At 41.3% G+C, this 23,269-nt stretch carries 20 protein-coding genes and 1 pseudogene; 7 read left to right on the top strand and 14 right to left on the bottom strand.

Annotated features, from left to right (window positions below; all coding sequences use genetic code 11):
* Positions 1–50 precede the first annotated feature (50 nt).
* The 9 genes from glmS to CARFE_RS15500 form a co-directional block, all read right to left on the bottom strand.
* Positions 51–1,880: a glutamine--fructose-6-phosphate transaminase (isomerizing) gene (glmS, locus tag CARFE_RS0104595; protein WP_028051908.1), complete on the bottom strand. Its 1,830-nt coding sequence runs from the start codon at positions 1,878–1,880 to the stop codon at positions 51–53.
* A gap of 83 nt (positions 1,881–1,963) precedes the next feature.
* Entirely contained in the window at positions 1,964–2,131 is a 168-nt protein-coding gene (locus tag CARFE_RS16165; RefSeq protein ID WP_154652719.1) for a hypothetical protein, read from the bottom strand.
* Between the two features lie 73 nt (positions 2,132–2,204).
* Positions 2,205–3,536 (bottom strand): phosphoglucosamine mutase, encoded by a 1,332-nt coding sequence (gene glmM / locus CARFE_RS0104585; RefSeq protein WP_028051907.1) that lies wholly within the window; start codon positions 3,534–3,536, stop codon positions 2,205–2,207.
* A gap of 2 nt (positions 3,537–3,538) precedes the next feature.
* Positions 3,539–5,137 (bottom strand): NAD(P)/FAD-dependent oxidoreductase, encoded by a 1,599-nt coding sequence (locus CARFE_RS0104580; protein WP_028051906.1) that lies wholly within the window; start codon positions 5,135–5,137, stop codon positions 3,539–3,541.
* 46 nt (positions 5,138–5,183) lie between these two features.
* Positions 5,184–5,549 (bottom strand): CdaR family protein, encoded by a 366-nt coding sequence (locus CARFE_RS0104575; protein WP_028051905.1) that lies wholly within the window; start codon positions 5,547–5,549, stop codon positions 5,184–5,186.
* Positions 5,550–5,552: 3 nt separating this feature from the next.
* On the bottom strand, positions 5,553–6,350 hold the full coding sequence (cdaA, locus tag CARFE_RS0104570; RefSeq protein ID WP_028051904.1) for a diadenylate cyclase CdaA: 798 nt from the start codon (positions 6,348–6,350) through the stop codon (positions 5,553–5,555).
* A gap of 96 nt (positions 6,351–6,446) precedes the next feature.
* Positions 6,447–7,748: a uracil permease gene (gene uraA / locus CARFE_RS0104565; RefSeq protein WP_028051903.1), complete on the bottom strand. Its 1,302-nt coding sequence runs from the start codon at positions 7,746–7,748 to the stop codon at positions 6,447–6,449.
* Between the two features lie 86 nt (positions 7,749–7,834).
* Entirely contained in the window at positions 7,835–8,161 is a 327-nt protein-coding gene (locus CARFE_RS0104560; RefSeq protein WP_051250156.1) for an XdhC family protein, read from the bottom strand.
* Between the two features lies 1 nt (position 8,162).
* The gene (locus tag CARFE_RS15500; RefSeq protein ID WP_051250155.1) at positions 8,163–8,873 is read right to left on the bottom strand and encodes an XdhC family protein; all 711 of its coding nucleotides are present in this window, start codon (positions 8,871–8,873) and stop codon (positions 8,163–8,165) included.
* Positions 8,874–9,072: 199 nt separating this feature from the next.
* Here CARFE_RS15500 and CARFE_RS0104550 point away from each other — a divergent pair, with 199 nt between their 5' ends.
* The 3 genes from CARFE_RS0104550 to CARFE_RS0104540 all read left to right on the top strand — a co-directional run bounded on the left by CARFE_RS0104550 (position 9,073) and on the right by CARFE_RS0104540 (position 12,663).
* Positions 9,073–10,350, top strand: coding sequence for an ArsB/NhaD family transporter (locus tag CARFE_RS0104550; RefSeq protein ID WP_028051901.1), 1,278 nt, complete (start codon positions 9,073–9,075; stop codon positions 10,348–10,350).
* A gap of 99 nt (positions 10,351–10,449) precedes the next feature.
* On the top strand, positions 10,450–11,721 hold the full coding sequence (locus tag CARFE_RS0104545; RefSeq protein WP_028051900.1) for an ArsB/NhaD family transporter: 1,272 nt from the start codon (positions 10,450–10,452) through the stop codon (positions 11,719–11,721).
* 12 nt (positions 11,722–11,733) lie between these two features.
* Entirely contained in the window at positions 11,734–12,663 is a 930-nt protein-coding gene (locus CARFE_RS0104540; protein WP_028051899.1) for an ADP-ribosylglycohydrolase family protein, read from the top strand.
* Here CARFE_RS0104540 and CARFE_RS0104535 read toward each other — a convergent pair.
* Positions 12,605–14,575 carry a transporter substrate-binding domain-containing protein gene (locus CARFE_RS0104535; RefSeq protein WP_028051898.1) on the bottom strand — a complete coding sequence of 657 codons (1,971 nt, stop codon included), beginning with the start codon at positions 14,573–14,575 and terminating at the stop codon, positions 12,605–12,607. The two genes, CARFE_RS0104540 and CARFE_RS0104535, sit on opposite strands and share 59 nt — an antisense overlap.
* A 155-nt stretch (positions 14,576–14,730) precedes the next feature.
* Between CARFE_RS0104535 and CARFE_RS0104530 the strand changes: the two genes are divergently transcribed.
* Complete coding sequence (locus CARFE_RS0104530; RefSeq protein ID WP_028051897.1) at positions 14,731–15,237, top strand: DUF6125 family protein; 507 nt, start codon at positions 14,731–14,733, stop codon at positions 15,235–15,237.
* Between the two features lie 240 nt (positions 15,238–15,477).
* Here CARFE_RS0104530 and CARFE_RS0104520 read toward each other — a convergent pair whose 3' ends face one another.
* Together CARFE_RS0104520 and CARFE_RS0104515 are read right to left on the bottom strand one after the other, a co-directional pair.
* Positions 15,478–15,699 carry a hypothetical protein gene (locus CARFE_RS0104520; RefSeq protein WP_028051896.1) on the bottom strand — a complete coding sequence of 74 codons (222 nt, stop codon included), beginning with the start codon at positions 15,697–15,699 and terminating at the stop codon, positions 15,478–15,480.
* Between the two features lie 114 nt (positions 15,700–15,813).
* On the bottom strand, positions 15,814–16,326 hold the full coding sequence (locus tag CARFE_RS0104515; protein WP_028051895.1) for an adenine phosphoribosyltransferase: 513 nt from the start codon (positions 16,324–16,326) through the stop codon (positions 15,814–15,816).
* 194 nt (positions 16,327–16,520) lie between these two features.
* Here CARFE_RS0104515 and CARFE_RS14275 point away from each other — a divergent pair, with 194 nt between their 5' ends.
* Entirely contained in the window at positions 16,521–18,170 is a 1,650-nt protein-coding gene (locus CARFE_RS14275) for a diguanylate cyclase (RefSeq protein ID WP_051250154.1), read from the top strand.
* Here the strand turns inward: CARFE_RS14275 and CARFE_RS14270 are convergent.
* Entirely contained in the window at positions 18,138–19,487 is a 1,350-nt protein-coding gene (locus tag CARFE_RS14270; protein WP_051250153.1) for an RsmB/NOP family class I SAM-dependent RNA methyltransferase, read from the bottom strand. The genes CARFE_RS14275 and CARFE_RS14270 overlap by 33 nt on opposite strands.
* Before the next feature lie 119 nt (positions 19,488–19,606).
* Between CARFE_RS14270 and CARFE_RS0104500 the strand changes: the two genes are divergently transcribed.
* Both CARFE_RS0104500 and CARFE_RS0104495 read left to right on the top strand, forming a co-directional pair.
* Positions 19,607–20,188 carry a TetR/AcrR family transcriptional regulator gene (locus tag CARFE_RS0104500; RefSeq protein WP_028051894.1) on the top strand — a complete coding sequence of 194 codons (582 nt, stop codon included), beginning with the start codon at positions 19,607–19,609 and terminating at the stop codon, positions 20,186–20,188.
* Between the two features lie 161 nt (positions 20,189–20,349).
* On the top strand, positions 20,350–23,022 hold the full coding sequence (locus CARFE_RS0104495; protein WP_028051893.1) for an FAD-binding and (Fe-S)-binding domain-containing protein: 2,673 nt from the start codon (positions 20,350–20,352) through the stop codon (positions 23,020–23,022).
* A 60-nt stretch (positions 23,023–23,082) separates the two neighbouring features.
* On the opposite strand, the pseudogene CARFE_RS14265 reads toward CARFE_RS0104495, so the two are convergent.
* A pseudogene (locus CARFE_RS14265) lies at positions 23,083–23,269 on the bottom strand (L-lactate MFS transporter); the annotation flags it as partial.

Raw genomic sequence — 23,269 nt, 5'->3', positions numbered from 1 at the left:
ATCCCTCCCGGAAAATAATTTCTTTTTTATTATTTCCGGGAGAGCAAATTTTACTCCACCGTCACGCTTTTTGCTAAGTTGCGCGGTTTATCAACATCGTTACCCCTTAAAACTGCCATATGGTACGCCAAAAGCTGCAAAGGCACCACCGCAAGGATTGGTGCTAAAAGCTCCGGTACCCGGGGTAGATATATTTGCTCATCGGTAACTTTAGCTATTTCCTTTTTGCCTGCAAAAGCTATTCCAAGAATGGTAGCTTCCCGGGCATTTACTTCTTTAATGTTAGAAAGCATCTTTTCAAATAGAGCTTCCTGGGTAGCCAGAGCTATTACCGGTACGTCTTTGACAATTAAAGCTAAAGTCCCGTGCTTTAACTCACCGGCAGCATAAGCTTCGGCATGAATGTAAGATATTTCTTTTAACTTTAACTGCCCTTCTAAGCTTACCGCAAAATCAAGACCCCTGCCGATAAAGAAGGCATCCTCTTTATTTAAATGCTTTTTGGCAAACTCAATAACTTTATCTTCTGCTTCAAGAACTTCCTGCACTTTCTGGGGAATTTCTTTAAGACCAAAGACCATTTCTTTATAAAGTTTTTCGTCAATGGTGCCTTTTACTCTTCCCAGATAAAGAGCAAAAAGGTACATCACGAGAAGCTGGGTAGTGTACGCCTTGGTTGAAGCCACCGCAATCTCCGGACCTGCCCAGGTATAAATCACGTCATCGGCCTCCCGGGATACGGAACTTCCTACCACGTTAGTTACTGCTAAAACCCGGGCTCCACGCTTTTTTGCTTCCCTTAGCGCTGCTAACGTATCGGCTGTTTCCCCCGACTGGCTGATTACCACCAAGAGGTCATTTCGCCCAATTAAAGGATCCCGGTAGCGAAACTCCGAAGCCACATCCACTTCAACCGGAATCCGCACCAATTTTTCCAAAAGATATTTCCCTACAAGTCCCGCATGATAAGCGGTCCCGCAGGCAGAAATAAAAATGCGGTTTAAGCTTTTATAAAATTCAAGGTTTTCCTCAATTTCCGGCAGCTTTACTTCTAAGTTTTCGGCATCTAACCTACCGGCTAAAGTATCCCTTAAGGCTTTGGGCTGTTCAAAAATTTCCTTTTGCATGAAATGGGCGTAACCGCCTTTTTCCGCTTCTTCGGCATTCCAGGTTACTTCATAGATTTCTTTGGCCACCGGATTTCCTTCCATGTCGTAGACTTTCACCGTGTTAGCGGTTAATTCTGCAATTTCGCCATCCTGAAGGATATAAGTCTTTCGCGTATGGTTCAAAATGGCCGGAATGTCTGACGCAAGAAAATTTTCGCCATCCCCTAAACCCACAATTAAAGGGCTATCTTTTCTTACCGCCACTATCCTGCCCGGTTCCTCTAAAGCCAGGAAAGCTGCCGCATATGAACCGTGTAATCTTTTTTGAAGCTTTATTACCGCCTCTAAAAGGTCACCCGCATAATACTTTTCCAAAAGGTGAGCAAGGACTTCCGTATCGGTTTCCGAACGAAAAGTATGTCCCTCAGCCATTAATTCTTCTTTTAAATCCAGGTAATTTTCGATAATCCCGTTATGCACCACGGCAAATTTGCCGGTACAGTCCAAGTGCGGGTGGGCATTTTCATCCGACGGTTTACCGTGAGTTGCCCAGCGGGTATGACCTATACCGGTAGTGGCATTTAAAATAACCCCAGCAAGCTTTTCTTCTAAATTGGCAATTTTTCCCACAGACTTGGTAATCTTGATATGGCTATCTTCGATAACGGCTATACCTGCCGAATCATAACCCCTGTACTCCAATTTTTTAAGGCCACTGATTAAAATCGGTGCTGCAGGTTTGGGTCCAATATAGCCAACAATTCCGCACATGTTTGTTTCCCCCAATCAAAATTTATTTCTCGTTAATTTTTCCAAAAGGCAAAAAAGCAATAAAATACCTTTCCCGTTTTTATTTAACGGGGTTTTGTAGGGTCGGCTCCTGCCGACAATTCTTTAACTGCGCTTTCTCCAACCTCTAATTTCCAACCTCTAACCTCTAGTTCGCCCGGCGCCCTTTGTCCCGAAGATTGCTCTTCGGTTTTGTCCGACGCCTTTAACGGCCGCGATAAGCCGGGAGGCATCCGCCGATACCTCGATAAACCTCCACCTCGTCAACCCCAAAAGGGGTCCCGGCGCTTTAAGGTAATAAATTGCCTATAATTTTTCGATAACCGCTATAATCTCATCCACCACCTCCTCGGTAAGTTTTGCATCAGCTCCTTCCGCCATAACCCGAATTAGTGGCTCGGTTCCCGAAGGCCGAACCAAAATCCTTCCTTCCCCGAGCTTTTTTTCACCCCGGGCAATGGCTTTGGCAAGTTCCTCTGATGCCATAATTTTTTCTTTATCCAAAACCCGCACGTTTTTTAAGACCTGCGGGAATTTGGGCATTTCCTGAGCAAGTTCCGATAGCTTTTTCCCTTCAGCCACTATTACCTGCATTAGCTGTAAAGCGGTAATAATTCCATCACCGGTGGTATTATGGTCTAAAAGGATAATGTGCCCGGACTGTTCGCCACCGATAACCGCTCCATTTTTTAACATCTCTTCTAAAACGTACCTATCACCAACTTTCGTCTCTAAAACTTCAATACCCTCCCGGGCAAAAGCTTTTTTTAACCCCAAATTGCTCATTACCGTTACCACTATCCGGTTATTTTTTAATAAACCCTTTTTCTTTAAGTACTTACCAATAATCACCATAATCTGATCGCCGTCAACTAAATTTCCCTTTTCATCCACCGCCAGCACCCGGTCAGCATCACCATCATGGGCAAGACCCAGATGGGCCCCTTCCTCCACCACCGCCCGCATTAAAGCTTCCGGGTGGGTCGAACCGCAGTTAGCATTAATATTGGTACCATCGGGAGTGTTAAAAATAGGAATAACCTCCGCCCCAAGTTCTTCATAAATTTTGGGAGCAACGTAAGAAGCAGCTCCGTTGGCACAATCCACCACAACTCTAAGGCCACTAAAGGGAAGTTCTACCGTATTTTTAGCAAAAGATTTATAAAGTAATACCGCATCGGAAATTTCCCGTACCCTGCCTATTTCTGCACCAATTGGCCGGATGGGAATTTCCTTTTCTCCTAAAACATACTTTTCAATTTCTTCTTCGATTTCATCGGGAAGTTTAAAACCCGAACCGCTAAAAAATTTAATACCGTTATCTTCCATGGGATTGTGCGAAGCAGAAATTACTGCCCCGGCAGTAGCTTTTAATTCCCGGGTTAAATAAGCAATAGCCGGTGTAGGCATAACCCCAACTCTTAAAACATTAAGGCCAACGGAAAGAATTCCGGCAGCCAAGGCTGATTCCAACATGTCTCCGGAAATGCGGGTGTCCTTCCCTACCACTATTCCCTGTCCATTATATTTTTCCTTTAACACATAGGCTGCAGCTCTACCGAGTTTATAAGCCAGTTCCGGAGTTAAATCGCGGTTAGCAACACCCCGCACCCCATCGGTACCAAAAAGCTTACCCATCATCATTCCTCCTTTGTCAGGTATTTTATAACCGCTTCCGCCGCTCTTATCCCGTCTACTGCAGCACTTACTATTCCGCCGGCATAGCCGGCCCCTTCCCCGGCAGGAAAAAGTCCCAAAAAACCTAAAGCCATCCCCTTTTCGTCCCGCGTAATCCGCACCGGTGAAGACGTTCGAGTTTCCGGCCCCGTTAATATTCCTTTTTCAATAAAGCCCGGTATTTTCCGATTAAAATCCATCAGGCCTTCTTTTAGCATTTGATTTACGTATTCGGGAAAGAGATCGTTTAAATCGGAAGCTATAACTCCCGGTTTATAAGTAGCATTGGCTACTTCTTCAAAACTACTTATTTTCCCTGAGAGAAAATCTACAGCCCGTTGCGCCGGCGCATAGTAGTTTTCGCCGCCAATTTTATAGGCTTTTCGCTCAATCTCCCTTTGGAATTTAACTCCACCCAAAGGCCCTTCGTAAAAATCCTCGGGATTTACCGATACCACAAGAGCGCTGTTGGCAAATTTCCCGTTCCGGCGGTAATAGCTCATCCCGTTAGTAACCACACCGCCTTCCTCAGAGGAAGCTCCAACCACCACCACGCCAGGACACATACAGAAGCTAAAAGTAACCCGCCCCATTTCCTTGTTTTTATAGACAAGCTGGTACTCGGCAGCCCCTAACTTGGGATGCCCGGCATACCGGCCATATTGAGCTTTATCAATTAGGGTTTGCGGATGTTCAATTCTTAGTCCTATAGCAAAAGGCTTGGGCTCTATCATAATACCTGCATTTAATAACATGGAAAAACTGTCCCGGGCCGAATGGCCTATTGCTAAAACTACCGCCGCTGCCCGGCACTCTTCCCGGCCGTTTACTACAACACCTACAACTTTCCCTTTTTCCACCAATAATCCCGTGACTTTAGCCGAAAAGCGAACCATCCCACCTAATTGGATTATTTCCTTCCTTAAATTAACTACAACCTCCCGCAGGCGGTCGGTACCTATATGAGGTTTGGCAAGATAAAAAATCTCTTCGGGAGCTCCGGCAGCCAAAAGCCATTTATAAACTAAAGCAATCCTCCGGTCGTGGGTGCGGGTAGTAAGTTTGCCATCGGAAAAAGTCCCCGCTCCGCCTTCCCCAAACTGCACATTGGACTCGGGATTAAGGTTCCCCTTTTGCCAGAACTCCCGCACATCCTCTACCCGTTCGGCTACAGGCTTCCCTCTTTCCAGCAGTAAAACCGGAAAGCCAGCTTTTGCTAAAGACAAAGCCGCAAAAAGGCCTGCCGGACCTGCCCCAACCACCACTACCGGTTGGTTTAAAGCTACATTTAGCTTATGAAAATCTTCCACTTCCGGTTCCGGGATAGAAACATACTGGTCCTCTAAGAGTCTTTTCGCTTTTTCCTGAGAAATAGCAAGATCCACCAAAACCGTATACACAAAAAAAAGCCGCTCTTTTCTACGAGCATCAACGGCTTTTTTAATTATTTTCAGGGATATTACCTTATCTTCCCTCAAACCGTATTTTCGGCACAGTTCGGTTTTTAATTTTGCTTCATCGTCTTCGATTCTTAACCTTAAATTACTTATTTTAAAAAGCATTATCGTCACCTTTTAGGTTGCCAATATCAATGAAATTATAGATATTTTATTTTTTCTTGTCAATTTCAATGTATACTTCGACCCTATCAGTGCTGTAATATACCCCATCTTCCCGAATAAGGGAAACTGTAACCTTTTTGCTTTTTCTGGCCCCATCTATATTAATTTCTTCCGTAAATACCGTATCCTGCAAAACCCCCGAGGGAATCCAGCCGGAAACCTGTATCTTGGGGGGAGTTATTTTCGTCCGTACAATTTGGTACCCCGGAGCCGGTTTGCCGGTAATTACCGGCGTTACTTTAACTTCTTTCTTGTAAAAGGGAAGAAAATTATTTTTTTCGTTTGCTACGTAAAACCATAAGAGAACCGCCAAAAATACCGATGTTACTTTTAAAATTAAATTTTCCCGCAAGTTTTAAAACCTCCATTTTTTGGCGCTTTCCCGGTAAAATAAAAGATTTTCAGTAAGTTTTCGCTGCAGTTCCTCGCGGCTTAAATACCGGTAAAGTTTCCCCTCCACCGCCAGGGAGATTACTCCCGTTTCTTCCGATACAATTAACACCACTGCATCGGTCTCTTCGGAAAGGCCCAATCCAGCCCGGTGACGGGTACCGAGATTTTTTAAAGAAAAATCATTATGGGACAGCGGTAAAAAACATGCAGCAGCAGCTATCCGGCCATTACGAATAATCACCGCCCCATCATGAAGAGGTGATTTAGGAATAAAGATATTAATTAAAAGCTCCGCCGAAAGTTCGGCATCTATCCTGATTCCCGTTTCTATGTATTCATTTAAACCGGTATTTTTCTCCACCACGATAAGTGCCCCGATTTTTTGTTCGGAAAGCTTTAACGCGGCACCGGTTAATATTTCAATATTATGCCTTAACTGCTTTTCATCGGTTTCGGTAAGGGTAGTTTTAAAAAGAGAGCCCCGGCCAAGCTGTTCTAAAGCCCGGCGCAGTTCCGGTTGAAAAACAATGGGCAGGGCCACCGCTAAAAAAGTCATTGACTGTTTCAAAAGCCAGCTTACAGTGTTTAACCCCAGGGCTTTTGCTAAAGCGTTCGCTAAAAGTAAAATCACAACCCCTTTTAACAGGGATTCGGCCCGACTTCCCCGAATTAAAACCAAAAGTTTGTAAATAACAAAGGAAACTATAGCAATATCTAACAGAGTTGTCAAAAAATAAGGAATAACCTCTTTTATGCCCATAAAACTTCTCCCTGTATTTTGCTACTACATACGTTATTTTAACATTTTTCTCCTAAAAAAGTAAGAAAACCGGCATAAAATTTAATGCCGGTTTAATCAAGATTCATTTTTGCGAACAAGATTTTCTGAAACGGTAAGATTCTCATTTAATAACCCTAAATAATTTAAACCGTGAATAATTAAACTCAAGATCACACCTACTACTGCAGCTAAAGCCATGCCTTTTATTTCAACCGTTCCTAAAGTTATTTTAGCTCCACTTACTCCTACAATAAAAACTACTGCCGATAAAACCAAATTGACATTTTTCCCATAATCAACCATTTGTTCAATTAACATCCGAATACCTGAAACAGCTATAACTCCAAACAGTAAAAGACTTATTCCGCCCATCACCGGCCGGGGAATGGTTTGGATTGCTGCAGCAAGTTTACCAATTAACGAGAGGATAATAGCTAATACTGCAGCCCCTCTAATTACCCATACCGAATAAACCCTGGTAATCGCCATTACCCCAATGTTTTCGCCATAGGTAGTGTTGGGAGGAGAGCCGGTAAAACCGGAAATTACGTTAGTTACACCATCGGCAAATAGGGATAAATGAAGACCCGGTTTTTTCACCAGATCCCGCTCAACGATATTTCCAGTAACTATTAAATGACCAATATGTTCTGCCAATACTACAAGAGCTGCCGGCGCCATGACTATAATGGCATTTAAATTAAACTGAGGTGTACTAAAGGTTGGTATTTTAAACCAGGGAGCTTTAGCCACCACTGAAAAATCTACCATCCCCTGAGTCCAGGCAAAAAAATATCCGGCTATAATGGCAATTAAAACCGGAATAATCTGCAAAAAACCCCGGAAAACTACTGACCCAATTATTGCAACCAAAAGAGTAAACATGGAAACCATGACTACTTTGGGATCCATTGTCCAATTTTGTCCGCTGGGAGCAATTCCCGCCATTTGGGCCGCTACCGGTGCTAACTCCAGACCAATTACCGCAACTACGGCCCCCATCACCGGAGGTGGTAACACTATATCAATCCATTTGGTACCTGCTATGTAAATAATTCCGGAAACCACAATGAAGAATAAACCAAAAAAGATAAAACCAGACTGGGCAACAGAATAACCCCATTTAGACATGATAAGTAAGGTAGGAGCAATGAAGGCAAAGCTGGACCCAAGATAAGCAGGAATTCCACCCCGGGTAATGTAGGTGTAAAGCAGTGTCCCAATGCCGTTCATTAATAAAGCAATTGCCGGATCAATTTTAAACAGAAGCGGCACTAAAACCGTCGCCCCAAACATTGCCATAAGATGTTGGAAACTGAGCGGCAACGTTTCCAACAGAGGTAGCTTTTCTTCTACCTGGATTATTCGTCTTGCCATCTTTTCACCCTTTCCAAAAAAATTAATTTTTTTTATTCTATCATGTTACTTAAAATTGTAACAATAATCGCCAAAATTTTCAGGTTTCAAGTTAAAAGTTCTAAATAAACCTCAAGACTTCCTCCGCAGATCATCCCCTCTTCTCCCGCCAAAAAGTCTGTTAATTGGCTTTTTACCAAAGCATACTTTTTTTGCGGATTATCAAAAAGAGTTAGGGCTTCCCTTTTTACTTCCGCTTCCACGCATCCGCCCCCGATGGAGCCGATGGTAGTACCATCTCGCAAAACCAACATGCGGGCTCCGGGTTTTCTTGGAGTTGAACCATGGGTGGCAATTATCGTGGCCAACACCCCGGGTTGTTCCTCAAGAATTTTATTTATTTCCTTTAAAAACTCAAAATTCAAGGTCTCCATATCAAACCTCCGGGAGTTTACGATGTTTTGGAGTTTTATGGTAATAAACCGCCTGAATTTCAGCTATGATAGCCAACGCAACTTCTGCCGGCTCTGTCCCCCCAAGGTCTAAACCAATAGGTGCAAAAATCTTTTTTAACTCGCTTTCGGTAAAGCCTTTTTCTTTTAAAGCTTTAAATACAGCTTTTACTTTAGTCCTGCTACCAATCATTCCAAGATAGGCCAGTTTATAAGGTAAAAACTGCTCCACACAGGTAAGGTCATGCTGGTGCCCCCGGGTAACTACTACCACTGCTAAATTTTCCGCGGGTTTAACATGTTCTAAAACCCGTTCAAAGCTATCGCATACGTACTCATCGGCCCCCGGAATATTTTGCCTTGTGGCAAAGGTTGGACGGTCATCGTAAAGGGTGATATGAAAGCCCAGTTCCCGGGCAAAAGTAACCAAAGGTCGAGCCACATGACCTGCTCCAAGGATAAGAAGCTTTCTTTGAGGAATAATAGGTTCAACGAAAATTTGTTCCTCTTTTAAATATACCGGTTCGTTAATTTCCCCGGTGTAATATTTTTTAAGCCCCAACGATTTATCGGTAGCGGCAAAAAGAAGTTCACCGTTTTCAGCTAAAAGAAGCTTATCCTCGGAAAATAAGCGGGAAATCAGAATACATTTTTTCCCTTTAGCTAAATTTTCTTCTATTACTTTATACAACATAACGACTCCTCTTTTGTGGATTTTTATAATTTAGAGGTCTTTCCTAATATATTAAAACATTCATGCACCCTAATAAAGATACTTTTTTATAAACAATAAGTTTTTAAATTATCAAACATTTACAAAGGATTTATTATGTTTTAAGATGAATTTATGGTGACAATTACGGCTTATGATTCACTAAAAGGGGGAGAAGGAAATGGGTCAATCGTTAATTGCCCTCACCATTTTTTTGGGGACCTATGCCTTAATTATTTCCGAAAAGCTTCACCGGGCCATTGCCGCACTTTTAGGCGGTACTTTATTAATTATTCTTGGAATTGTCTCTCAAGAAAAAGCAATCCACCACATCGACTGGAATACCCTGGGTCTCTTAATTGGCATGATGATTATTGTCGGCATTACCAAGAAAACAGGAGTCTTTCAGTACCTGGCGGTAAAAGCGGTTAAATGGGCCAAAGGTGAGCCAGTTTATATTTTAATAGCTCTGGCTACCGTTACTGCCTTTTTATCGGCATTTTTAGATAACGTTACAACAGTTTTACTAATTGTTCCGGTAACCTTCACTATAACTGACCGGCTGGGGATAAATCCTATTCCCTTTCTTATTTCACAGGTGTTAGCCAGTAACATCGGCGGTACCGCCACTTTAATCGGTGACCCGCCCAACATTATGATTGGCAGCCAAACTCACTTGGACTTTTTAGATTTTCTTAAGAATTTAACTCCAGTCGTAGCAATAATCCATATTGCAACCATGTTTCTTTTTTATTTAATTTATCGTAAAGATTTTAATGTGTCAGCAGAATTAAAAAAGAAGTTACTTGATTTAAATGAAATTGACGAAATTAAAGATTTTGCCCTTTTAAAGAAAAGCCTTTTTGTTTTAGGCCTCGTCATTCTTGGCTTTATTTTGCACGGTGCACTTGGTTTAGAATCGGCCACCATCGCCTTATTTGGTGCAGCTCTTTTATTAACCATCAGCCGGGACGAGCCGGAGGAAGTGCTTTTAACCGTGGAATGGCCTTCCATTTTCTTTTTCCTCGGCTTGTTTATCGTGGTAGGAGGCCTTGTGGAAACGGGAGTTATCGACCGGGTAGCCCGCTGGAGCCTGGAAGCAACCAAAGGTAATTTCACTTTAACCGGGATGTTAATTCTCTGGCTTTCGGCCATAGCTTCGGCATTTGTTGATAACATCCCCTTTGTGGCCACGATGATTCCGTTAATTCAGAAGATGGGTGCTTTAGCCGGCATGACACCACAGGCTTTAGAGCCGCTGTGGTGGGCCTTATCTTTAGGGGCCTGCCTGGGCGGCAACGGTACGATAATCGGTGCTTCAGCTAACGTAATTGTGGCAGGGTTAGCTGAGAAAAACGGCTATCCGATTTCGTTTATGGGTTTTATGAAAATAGCCTTTCCTTTAATGCTGGTTTCGATAGTAATTTCGATGATTTATCTTCTCCTATTTTACTTCTAACGATTTTTTTAAGCCGCGCATAAGCGCGGCTTTTGTATTAAATTTGATACTTTTCTTTTATAAATGGTAAGATAAAAAATAAAAGCCCGGAGGTGCCTAATGTTTATTGCTATTGCTGTTTTTTTAGTGAGTTACTTATTTATCATTACCGAAAAAATAAACCGAACAGCCATTGCCCTTTTAGGCGGAACCGTGATTTTAATTACCGGCACCTTAACCCAGGAAGAAGCAATCCACTACATCGACTGGAATACTTTGGGCCTTCTTTTAGGTATGATGATTATCGTAGCTCTCACCAAGCACTCCGGTTTATTCGAGTATTTAGCCCTTAAAGCGGTTCATCTCACCCGGGCCAATCCTATAGCACTTCTAATTGTTCTGGGTTTAATTACCGCTTTTTTATCGGCAATTTTAGATAATGTGACTACTGTTTTACTGATTGTGCCGGTAGCCTTGACCATTACCCGGGCCCTTAATATTTCTCCTTACCCGTTTTTAATTAACCAAATCTTAATGAGCAATATTGGCGGTACAGCCACGTTAATTGGGGACCCTCCCAATATTATGATCGGAAGCCAAACCCATCTTGGCTTTATTGATTTTTTAATTAACCTTACCCCGGTTGTTTTGGTAATACTTATAGTAACTTCTACTATTTTCTACTTTCTATTTAGAAAAAGTTTTGCGGTGGACGATAAATTAAAACAAAATCTTTTAACTTTAGATCCCAGACACAAAATTACCGATTATCTTTTATTAAAAAAGAGTTTAATTATCATTGCCCTTACAATTTTAGGTTTTAGTCTTCATCAACTATTTCACTTAGAATCGGCAACCGTCGCCCTTTTTATGGCCATGGTTTTTCTGGCAATTTCCGGTAAGGATATTGAACACGTCCTTTTAGGGGTAGAGTGGCCCACGATCTTTTTCTTTTTAGGGCTTTTTATCATGGTTGGAGCTTTAGAAGAAACCGGAGTAATCCATAATATAGCCGTTTGGGGGTTAGAATTAACTAAAGGCAATGTATATCTAACCGGAATGTTTATCCTCTGGGTTTCAGCCATAGCTTCAGCGTTTATCGATAATATTCCTTTTGTCGCCACCATGATACCTCTAATAAAAACCATGGGCGAACTGGCATCCTTTTCCCCGGAAATAATGGAAAGCTTCTGGTGGTCTTTAGCCTTAGGAGCCTGTCTTGGCGGTAACGGTACGATTATCGGTGCTTCGGCCAACGTTATTGTTGCCGGAATTGCCGAAAAAGAAGGGTATCCTATAAGTTATGGAAGATATTTTATTTACGGTTTCCCTCTGATGCTATTATCAATAATAATCTCCATGGTTTACCTAACTTTGTTTTATTTTATGTAAGGGAGAGGTTTTATGAAAGAAAAATATACCGGTTGTCTTCTAGGCTTTTATTTGGGGGATGCCTTGGGAGTTACTTTAGAAAATATGGAAGAAAAAGAAATTAGAAACAAATACGGCGTCTTTCAGGACATAGCCGGCGGCGGTCCTTTTAACCTACCCCCCGGAGAAGGATCCGATGAAACCATAATTTTAACTAAAACCGCCGAAGCAATCTTGCAAGATCCGGAAAATCCTTTTCCTTACTTATTGGAAGAACTGCAAAAAGAAATTTCCAAACGGCCCGAATTATACGGTATTGCTACCAGAACCTCCCTGGAAGCTTACGGCATCTTTGGCGCTGATTTGGAAAAAATTGAAAATTATTTAATTAGCAAACTGGGAGAAAGGCTTTGTGGAAACGGCAGTCTACCTCGTATAATACCTACAGCCCTTTTTTATGGTGACGATGAAGTTTACCGGCAATATGCTTTAATCCTGTCAAGACTTACCCATCCCCATCCTGTGACCGATTATCTGGTAGTTTTTTGCGGCTTTTTTCTAAAAGAGCTTTTACAAACTAAAAACCGTTTAAAAGCATATGAAGAAGCCTTAAAAAAATCAGACTTCTATCTAAAAAGAGAAACTCTGGCTCAAGCCAGAGCTTCCCGGGAAAGATTATACCGTTTATCATATCTAAACGCCTGTGACTTAAAAACCGGGGGTTTTGTCACCGATACCGTCGAAGCAGCGGTCTATATTTTCCTTGCCGAAGATAATCCCCTGGACATAATCGTTAAATCCGCCAACTTAGGCGGCGATGCCGACAGTCGTGCCGCCCTTGCCGGTGCCCTGGCCGGTATTTATTACGGCCGGGCGAAACTGCCGGAAGAGTTATTAAAAAAGCTTACCCAACCTTCTCATCTTGAACAGTTAGGGGAACTCCTTTGGGTAAAAAAATGGTAAAGGTCGTACCCGCGCCCGGAGTACTATCGACTAAAATACTGCCCCCATTTTCCTGAATTAATTTCTGGCAGATGGCAAGTCCTATACCGTTGCCATCCTTTTTAGAGGTAAAGAAGAGGTTGAAAATTTGATTTAAGTACTGAGGTGGGATACCTACTCCGGTATCCTGTACCTCAATTTTTATTTTGTCCCCGTACTCCGCAGCTTTAATTTTTATCTCACCCTTACCCTGGATAGCGTCGATAGCATTTAACAAAAGATTCATAAAAACATGCCTTAACTGCATGGGATCAGCATAAACCGCAAAACCCAGGTTTTCTTTAAATACCGTTATTTGTTTGGCAATAAACTGCGGTTCTAATAAATTCAATAAAGGAGCAATTACTTCTTCTAAAACAACCATCTCTTTTTTCGAGTTTTGCGGACGCGCGTAATTAAGTAAATCATTAATCAATTTTTGTACGTTGTCCAATTCATTTTTTATTATATTAATAACTTCTTCCCGGAAGGCAGGGTCATTTGCCTTAAGCGGCAACAGCTCTAAATAACTTTTTACCGTAAAAAGAGGATTTTTTATTTCATGAACAAAACCCGCTACCAGCTGGCCAACGGTTATTAATTTATCCCGGTTGATCATTAACTCAAGGCTCTTTTTTTCTTCGGTCACATCTCTAAAATTAATTAATACCGCCCTAATTGAAGGAATGCTTATAAAGTTTATGCTTAAATATTTCGTCTGTCCCTCTACAACCACCCGATGTTCATTAAGGGAACAGGTCTGTCCCTGGTAAGCTCGCTCTAAAAAAGGCTCAGGAAAATAATCTTTAAGCGGTGTAAAAGAAAAATGTTTTCCTTCCATCTGTTTTTCGGAAATTCCTAATATCCTTAAGGCGCTGTTGTTTATTCTTTTTATTATACGATTTTCATCCAAAGTTATAATACCGTTTAATTCATGTTCTAACATTTTGTCCATTAAATCTTTTTGAGCGGCCAGTTCACGGTAAGCTAAATTTAACTCATAGGTAGCCCGTTCTACTTTTTGCTGTAAAAGACGGTTTAACCATAAAATAAACAGCAGGATTGCGGTAAAAATAAATATTCCCAAGATAACATATGTACGAATCCGGTTAAAATATAGTCTTTTCTCGTAAGGAGATTCCCCAAACCACTTGGTTTTAAGGCTATCAAGCTCTCCGGTAGTTTTTAATTTAACGATAGCTCCATTTAACTTTTTTAATAGCTCCTGGTTTTGCCCTTTTTTAACCCCCAAACCGTACCTGGTAATAGAAAGGGGTATACCCACAACCTTGATTTTATTTTCGAGATTCAGTTTTTGCAGCCAGTAAAGACCGGTATAATAATTTCCAATTACCGCATCAACTTCATTCTGTCCGAGGGCTTTAAGAGCTTGTTGCTGGTTTTCAAAATACTCCAGAGTAATATCCGGATAATCACCTATAAAGTCTAAAGCGACATCCGCCCTCTGGACACCTACCTTCAGGTTCCGTAAATCGTCAAAGCTTTTTACCACATAGTTATCGCTTCTAACAAAAATTACCTGACGGTTTTCCAGATACGACTCGGTAAAGTCATACAACTTGGCCCGGGTTCGGGTATAATTTACCCCCAAAAGGACATCGGCCTTACCATCTTCAACCATTTTCCGGGCTTCAGCCCAGGGTAAAAGCTTAATTTCAATATCAATTCCTGCCTTGCGGGCAACTGCAACAATTAAATCCACATCAAACCCCGCAGGATTATCGTTACCATCAAGATAGCATAAAGGGGGATAATCGTTATCACCAACAACGATAACCTTCTCTCGAGCTAATGCCAGGTTAGCTGCTAATACTAAAAAAGATGCGATAAATAGTATAATACCAAAAATTACCCTAACGCCTTTTTTCGACAAAATTCCCACCTCAAGCGAGTAATATTCGACAAAAGTTGTAACAATTCCTTTTAATCTTAATAAAAAAAATAACTATAAAGGATTTTTTTATAAAAAAGCGAATAACAAAATAGGGGAAATATTTCGAATTTTTACAACTTTAAGGAGGGGGTTTGATGAATCCGCAAGACTTAACTAAAGAGCAGGCCTTAAAGCTTTTAGAGGATTTTGCCAAGAGATGGCTTGCTCACGATGGCCTTTGGTTTTTGGAGGTGGAAAAAAATTTTGGTCTGGAAAAAGCCATCGAGCTCGATGAAGCTGCCTGGGCCCAGTTTACAGTCATCGAGGCCAAACGAATTAAAGATTTTTTAAAACTTCCGGAAAACGGGGGCCTTGCAGCTTTAGAAGTTGCCCTTCGGTTTCGCCTGTATGGCTTTTTAAACCAGCAGGAAATCTCCAGAGAAGGTAACAAGTTAATTTACAAGATGAAAACCTGTCGGGTCCAGGAAGCACGCAAGCGTAAAAATCTTCCAGACTTTCCCTGTAAGCCGGTGGGGATAACCGAATATTCCGGGTTTGCTCAAACCATTGATTCCCGGATTAAAACCCGGTGCCTGGCCTGCCCGCCGGACGAGCATCCAGACGATTTTTACTGCGCCTGGGAGTTCTGGGTTGAAGATTAATTTTGGGGGCCTTTATTTTTGTTGCCAGTAATCATTTTTACGTAAGTTTCATACCAGAATAAACCCTTTAAGGAATCTTTTTTCATAACATTATCACCTCCGTTTTAATATTTTAATAATGGAAAAGATTAATTCAAGATTTCATCCGGTATTTTTACATTTCTCTAACATACTTAATATAAACTTTACAAGAGATATGCAAATTTCTTGCAAAAGAAAACCGGGCCTTTCTGTGCCCGGTTATTCTTCTCTTATTCCCACTTCTTCCAGGTGTCTTGCCAGCACCGAGTAATTTAAAGTACCGGCAAATTTAAATACCTCGTCAAAGTACACCAGGGGCAAAGGGTATTCTTTTATTTTTTCCTTTACTTCTTGAGGTAATTCTCCTTCCACGTCTACAAACTGGATGCTTACTTTGCCACCGAAGCGGCGTTCCAGGCTTGGCTTTAAAAACTTTACCAACTCTTCCTGAGTTGGAAGCGTTCCTCAACTGTAGCACTCCCGTTTCCGTGTTCCGTAAACAATAATTTTCATATTAACTCACTCCCCGCAAAATCCCTTCCAAGAGATAAGAACCTAATATTGAACAAGCGAGATTACCTTTTTTCCGGCAAGCTTTTCCCGCCCTTTTAGGGGTAAAAGTTCAATTACAAACAAAAGGGCTTCTACCTGCGCTCCTAATTTTTCACAAAGCTCAACCGTTGCCTTCATGGTTCCGCCAGTAGCCAAGACGTCATCAACAATTACCACTCGATCCCCCGGTTTTAACGCATCGGTATGAATTTCCAGAGTGTTGCTTCCGTACTCCAAATCATAGGAAACACTTATACTTTCCCGGGGCAACTTCCCTCCCTTGCGCACCGGTACAAAACCAAGTCCCAGCTTATAAGCTAAAGGAGCCCCAAACATAAATCCCCGGGACTCAATCGCTACCACGTGGGTAAGCTTTAACTCTTCTACCTTTTCGGCCAATAATTCTACGGTTCGGCGAAAAGTTTCGGGATTTTGCAGCAAAGGGGTAATATCCCGAAAGATAATCCCCGGACTTGGAAAATCCGGAATATCATAAATATATTTTTTCAGGTCCATACTTTACCTCCGTCAAAGTTAAATTAAAGTAATACCTCTTGTATATTAGGATATCTTTAGTTGTTTTACAAGATAGTTTTCGCCTTTTTTAAATAAAAATCAATGTATACATTTTCACAATTTTTGCAAATCAAAAAGGATTTTACCATCTTATGTAGAAATACTCTATATAAAGTACAAGCGGGAGGGTAACTATGTTAAATCCTCTACCTGCCTATATTAGAGTTAACAATCTTAAAAACCCCCTGCAAAAGGTAAATGAATTTCATCAGCTGCTGGCAAAATTTAAAGACCCCGATGACATCTTAAGGGAGGTATGTTTTTACCTTAAAGATTTATGGCAGGCCTTAGGATGTAATATTGTCATCCCCAAAAACCCCAAATATGAATTTGAACTAAAGTCCCATTATTCATCTGCCGCTAAACCACTTCCGGAAAATATCAATGAAAACCAGGGGCTCAGTATTTATGTTTTTAAGGAAAAACACCCTGTTTTAATAAACGATACCACCACTTCTCCCCTTACCAACAAAGAAATAGTTAACTACTACGGTCACAAAAGTGCTATTGCAGCTCCTATGGTCGGAAAGTCTAAAACTTTGGGTGTAATTATAGTATTTCATAAAGAAAAAGATTTTTTTACTATTGAAGACTTAGAACTTTTGACTTTTTTTGCAAATCATACGGCTTACGTCATTGAAAATCTACAGCTCTTATACCGGCTGGAAAAAGGTATATATCAAGATTTCTTAACCGGCGTTTATAATTACCGTTACCTGCAGGAATGCCTTTTAAAAATAGCCGAAGACCAAACAAAGCTTCCCCTTTCGGTTATCATGATCGACCTGGACAATTTTAAAAAGTTTAATGACATGTTTGGCCACAGAGCCGGTGACCAAATCATTAAAACTACCGCAAAAATCATAAAAAGTTCCGTACGCAAAAACGACCTTGTTTTTCGTTACGGTGGTGATGAGTTTGCCGTTTTACTACCAGCAACTGACTACCAAACTGCTTTAAATGTAGCCCAAAGAATATCAGAAAAAATCAAACAATATACTTATGTAATTGGGAAAAATCGTTTTCGCGGTTTTATTAGAGCCTCGGTAGGAGCTTCAACTTTAGGGATTGCTCCCACTCCGCAAATGGTTTTGGATCTTGCCGATAAAGCCATGTACCAGATTAAAAGAAGCCGCTTTAACATCTTAAACCACTTCGCTATCGAGGATGAAATACTTTCTGATTTTAACCAGGCGGAAAAAACCTTATTTAAAACGTTAAAAGTTTTATTATCCTTAATTGATTTTAAAGACCACTATACTTTAGAACATTCCCGTCAGGTAAGCATTTTGTCTTACCATGTGGCCAAAAACTTAAACCTTGAGCAGGAAAGCCTCAAAATTATTTATTTAGCAGGACTTTTACACGATGTGGGTAAAATCTGGATTGATGAAGCAATTATCAATAAACCGGGACCTCTAAACCTTTTAGAATCAGGTGCAATTAAAAAACATCCAGTTATCGGCGCCGAAATATTAGAGCCCATATCTTTTTTAAAACCTTTGATTCCAATAATTTACCACCACCATGAAAAATACGATGGCAGCGGTTATCCCGACGGTCTTTCGGGAAAAAATATCCCTTTACTTGCGCGGATAATTACTTTGGCCGATAGCTTTGACGCCATGACCTCAACCCGCCCGTACCGTGAACCTTTAAATTTCAAAGAAGCCATCCTCGAAATAAAAAAATGCAGTGGCAGTCACTTTGACCCCGACTTGCTGGATGTCTTTATAAAAACCTTATACCAGCTAAAAAGCGAAACTACGGAGATTTTTAGCTAATTGGTTTTTAAATATTCCTTTTTTGACGTACCCAAAACCAAGAGCTACACCATTATCGCAGATTAAATACCAGCCTTCCGCCCACGGTACCGAAAAACTTTCACCTTTTATAAATGCTCGAAGCAGCTCCCCGGGCAATTCCAGAGCACGAGTAAATTTTTTGCTCAACAAACTAAAAGCTAAAGTCTGGGACGGTACAAAGCGTCCCTTTTTTATTTCGCCAAGTTCTCTGCCGGCACAAACCACCTTTAGACCGTTTATATCCGGCAAACTTTGCGGCATGAGAAATAATTTTTCTCCTTTAAAGACTACTTCCGGCTCGGGTACAGTAAAATATTCCTGCCAAAACTTGCTAAACTCTTCCATATTTGCCTTTTTTCTTTTTGGTTTACCTTTCCTGGGTAAATGCGTTTTCTTTCCATCATCAAACAATTTAACCATTCGTGCAGCAAAATGTCCTTCCCCCTTTTGTTTAAAGGGCCAGATCCTAAAGGTTTTCTGTAACTCCAGGTTACTTTCGGCCCACTCCGGTACACCCGGCGAAACCCCTTTGATTTCAATGCTTTCCAGTGCAAAGTTAGGGTTTTGTTTTAAAAACCAAGCCACCACTCTTTCGTTTTCTTCGGGATTAAAGGTACAGGTTGAATAAACCATTACCCCTCCTTCTTTTAAGAGTTTTGCTGCAGTGGTTAATAACTTTTTCTGGCGCACGCTGCACCCCAGAACATGCTCAATGGACCATTCATCGATAGCTTTGGGATTTTTTCTAAACATCCCTTCACCGGAGCACGGAGCATCTACCAGAATCCGATCAAAATAAGCTTCAAACTTTTCTTCAAGATTTGGCGGACTTTCATTTAGAACTAAAAAATTTTCATAGCCCCACCGTTCCAAATTTTCCGTAAGCACTTTAGCCCGGAAAGAATTTACTTCATTGGCAACTAAAATTCCTTCCCCTTTTAATTTGCTTAGGATTTGCGTCGATTTACCCCCGGGAGCAGCAGCCAAATCCAGTACCTTATCTCCTGGCTTTGGATCCAAAACTTCCACCGGCAGCATTGCCGAAGGCTCTTGTAAATAAAATGCCCCCGCCCAGTGCCAGGGATCTTTTCCTAAAAACATATCTTCAGAAAGATAATAACCTTCCGGGCACCAGGGAACCGTTTCTAAATATCCATAGCGTCTGTATAAATCCTCTTCGCTAATTTTTTCTGGATTAATCCTTAAACCGCGAAAAGGAGGAGCATTAATTACTTCTTTTAATTTTTCCGCTGCATTTCCTAAAAAAGTCTGGTACTTTTCCCAAAATCCTTCCAATGGCCCCAGCCTCCACAAAACTCTGTTACATATTCAAAATAACACAAAAATTTATCCTTGCCAAAATCTTAATTTAAGGTATAATATAAACAGAATGTTCTTTCTGTGGGGGTGCGGATTTGGCAAAAAAAACTCCTGAGACAGAGATAAAACAAAAAATTTACCTGTCAGCCCGTAAACTCTTTGTTGAAAAAGGTTACCACCGGACCAGTATCCCGGATATTGTCAAAGATGCCGGGGTAAGTATTGGGGCAATTTATCATCACTTCTCTTCTAAAGAGGAATTGGCCCGCGTCATTCACGAAGATGCGGTGGAAAGCTTCTTAAGCCGTTACCAGTTACAGGTTGAAACAAAGGCCACCGCTAAAGAAAAAATTCGTGGTTTTGTAGAAATGATGTTTAACTGGGCCGATGAAGATTTAATCACCGTTAACTACCTTTTACACGCCCGTCCCAAAGAAATTTTAGATTGCAACTTTACTATTTGCACTGCTGAAGGCTTGGAAGCCGTGAAAAAAATCGTTGAGTTTGGCCAAAAGGAAGGTACTTTTAAAGATACTGACCAGATACTTTTAGCTGCTTTTATTTCCGGCCCTGTCATGCGTTTAATAGAATTAAAAACTGACGGTATTATCACCCAGCCTTTATCAAGTATCATCGATACCACTGCCCAGCTAATATTTGATGCCTTAAAAAAGTAATTTTATTTTTTAAATGCAACAGAAAGAATATTCTTTTTTATATAAATATTAGTGAAAGAATATTCTTTCTTTTAAGGAGGTGAAACGGTGTAAAGGGACTTTTGTTCTTATAATTTTTTGTTACAAGTTTCTCAAAATAACTTTTGCAGGAGGTTTTAAAAATGGAAAAATTAAAGGAAATTTTTCAGGAACGTTTTCGGGATAATTACCTCGAAAGAATTCTTTACAGCCATGACATGGGAGTTATCCCGAGTGCCGTTAAAAAGACTTTTAACTCCCTGCCCGATGCTGTAGTTCAGCCTGTAAGTAAAGATGAAATTAAACAGTTAGTAATGTATGCGCAAACGGCAAAAATTCCTATTGTTCCCCGGGGCGCTGCTACCGCTGGCTTTGGAGGAGCCGTTCCCACCAAAGGTGGAATTGTGGTAGATTTTATCAGGATGAAAAAGGTTATTTCCTTTAACCCGGAAAAGCAAACCGTCACCGTTGAGCCAGGGCTTGTCTGGCAGGAGTTGGATGAGTATCTAAACCGTTACGGTTACACGTTACGGCTCTATCCTACCAGCTATCCCGGTTCCACCGTTGGCGGCTGGGTTGCCCAGGGCGGCACGGGTATCGGTAGTTATATGTTTGGAAGTTTTTCAGAAAATATCGTAGAGGTTAAGGCTATTCTCGGGGATGGAACGGAAAAAACTTTTGCAGGCGAAGAGCTAAAATTAATTTACGGTTTAGAAGGTATCACCGGCTTGATTTACGAAGTTACGCTAAAAATTATGCCCAAAAAGGAAGAAGTACCCGTACTGGCAGCTTTTCCAGAGCTTGAAAGTTTAAGTGCATTAATGGATAGTTTAGAAAAAGAAAATCTTCCCCTGTGGTCCGTAAATTTAATGTCCCCGGAATTTGTAAAACTTCAGCAAAAAGCCCAAAATCACTATATTCTTCCTGAAGATAAATATTTTCTTAATTTTGTCCTGCTATCTCCAACCCAGAAAGATTTAGATAGCCTTACGGAAACCTTAAACCGGTTTGGCGGACAAATAATGCCCTCCGCTGTTGCTCAAGAGGAATGGAACAACCGTTTTTATCCCATGCGTTTAAAACGTCTTGGTCCATCAATTGTAGCTTCCGAAGTTTTATTGCCAAAAAATCATGCCTGGCGCTTTTTAACCGAAACAAAAAATAAGTTTAAAGGCGAATTTGCTTTTGAAGGCACTTTTGCCGCTAAAGACCAAATTACCTTTTTGGGATTTCTTTTAGCGGACGAACGAAAACTCAATTTCCCCCTGCTTTACGCTAATTCCTTAGTAGTAAATGACATGGCCTTTAAGATGCAGGGACGGATTTTTGCCCTTGGCATGTATTTTACCGATTATGCGGAAGAGTTTTTAGGTAAAGATTTAGTGACAAAAATTTTAAGTTTTAAACAAAAAACCGACCAGAGCGGTATTTTAAACCCTGGCAAGATTCTTCCCCCATCTCTGGATAAGAACTCTCCCTTAAAAGCTTTAAACGCCGCAATGAAGAGTGCTAATTTCAGTAAATCCCTTTTAGGCGGTCTCGGTAAACTATTAGGCGGCAGCAAAGAAGAAAATAGCAACGGTAAAGCCATAAAGGGACTACCGGCAGAAATGGTGGAAGAAAGTTATATTTGTGCCCAGTGCGGTTTCTGCCGAACCAATTGTACCGTCTTTATGCCCGACCCCTGGGAATCGAACTCTCCCAGAGGTAAATGGTATTTATTAAACCAGTACGCCAAAGGGGAAATTGAACTCAGCGAAGAATTAGTTAGCTCGTTAGTACTGTGTACTACCTGTAAAAAATGTGACGTAGTATGTCAAACCAATTTACCTAACGCCGAACGCTGGATTGGCTTAAGACCAATAGTTAACGAGAAGGGATATATTATCACCGGTTTGGATTTAGTTAAAGATAACGTAGTAAATACCGGAAACTTCTGGGGAGTACCAAAAGAGGCTAAAAACTGGATGCTTCCGGATATTGAATATGTGGAAGAAGGTGAAATTGCCTACTGGCCGGGCTGCTGGGCAAGTATCATAATGAAAAATATGCCGCAAAACATCGCTCGGATCATGAATAAGGCCGGCATACCTTTTGTGTACCTGGGAGAAGCAGAAGGATGCTGTGGTCTATATCATGTTCTCGGCGGTTACCAAGAACAGTTTGCCGAAAAAGTCCGGGAAAATTACCGAAATTTAAAAGCCCGGGGTATCAAAAAATTAATTCTCTCCTGTCCCGGCTGTTTTGCTACCTTTACCGAAAACTATCCGGAGATGGCCCACCATCTGGGGATTAACTGGGATATTGAAACCGAACATGTCACCGTATTTTTAAACCGGCTTATCGCTGAAGGGAAGCTCAAATTCACTCAGCCTCTAAATGTTAAAGTAACTTACCACGATTCCTGCCATGTCGGACGCTGGTTTAACATTTACGATGAACCGAGAAATGTTTTAAAAGCGTTACCGGGAGTAGAGTTAGTGGAAATGCAGCACAACCGGGAAAAAGGACTCTGCTGCGGACTGGTAGCATCGTTTCACTCCATGCCGACCGTTGCTTATTCAGGGCAAAAACGGATTCAGGAGGCGGAAGAAACCCAGGCAGATTATATCGTTACCAACTGTGCCGGCTGCGGTTCACAGATGAATTATACTTCTAACGCCTTAAATGCGAAAGTAAGGCAAAAAGATATCACCGATTTAGTTGCCATGGCTCTTGGAATAAATGACATCTTTGACCCTACCGAGCCAATTAAAAATTACATGGAAGCTGCCGTTAAGCTCTTAGCTCCCTCCTGCGTAATGCTTAAAAAATAGCAAAAAAAAAACGGTTCTGTCAGCCCCAGAAAATGGTGGTTGACAGAACCGTCCCTAAAATTACGCTTTGGCCAGGACATAGCGCGGTATTTTTAAAAGTAAAGCAAGCAATACCGCTCCGCCTAAAAGGGCAGCAGAAATTTTATAGGCCAACAGATAAGTCCCCGTCAGGTCTACCACTTTACCGGCTAAAAGCGGGCCAAAAACCCCTCCAATGCCCCAAGCGGTAAAAACCAAACCATAATTT

Source organism: Carboxydothermus ferrireducens DSM 11255 (assembly GCF_000427565.1).
GTDB lineage: Bacteria > Bacillota > Z-2901 > Carboxydothermales > Carboxydothermaceae > Carboxydothermus > Carboxydothermus hydrogenoformans.
The sequence above is the reverse complement of the archived record's forward strand: the minus strand, read 5'-3'. Positions and strand labels throughout refer to the sequence as shown.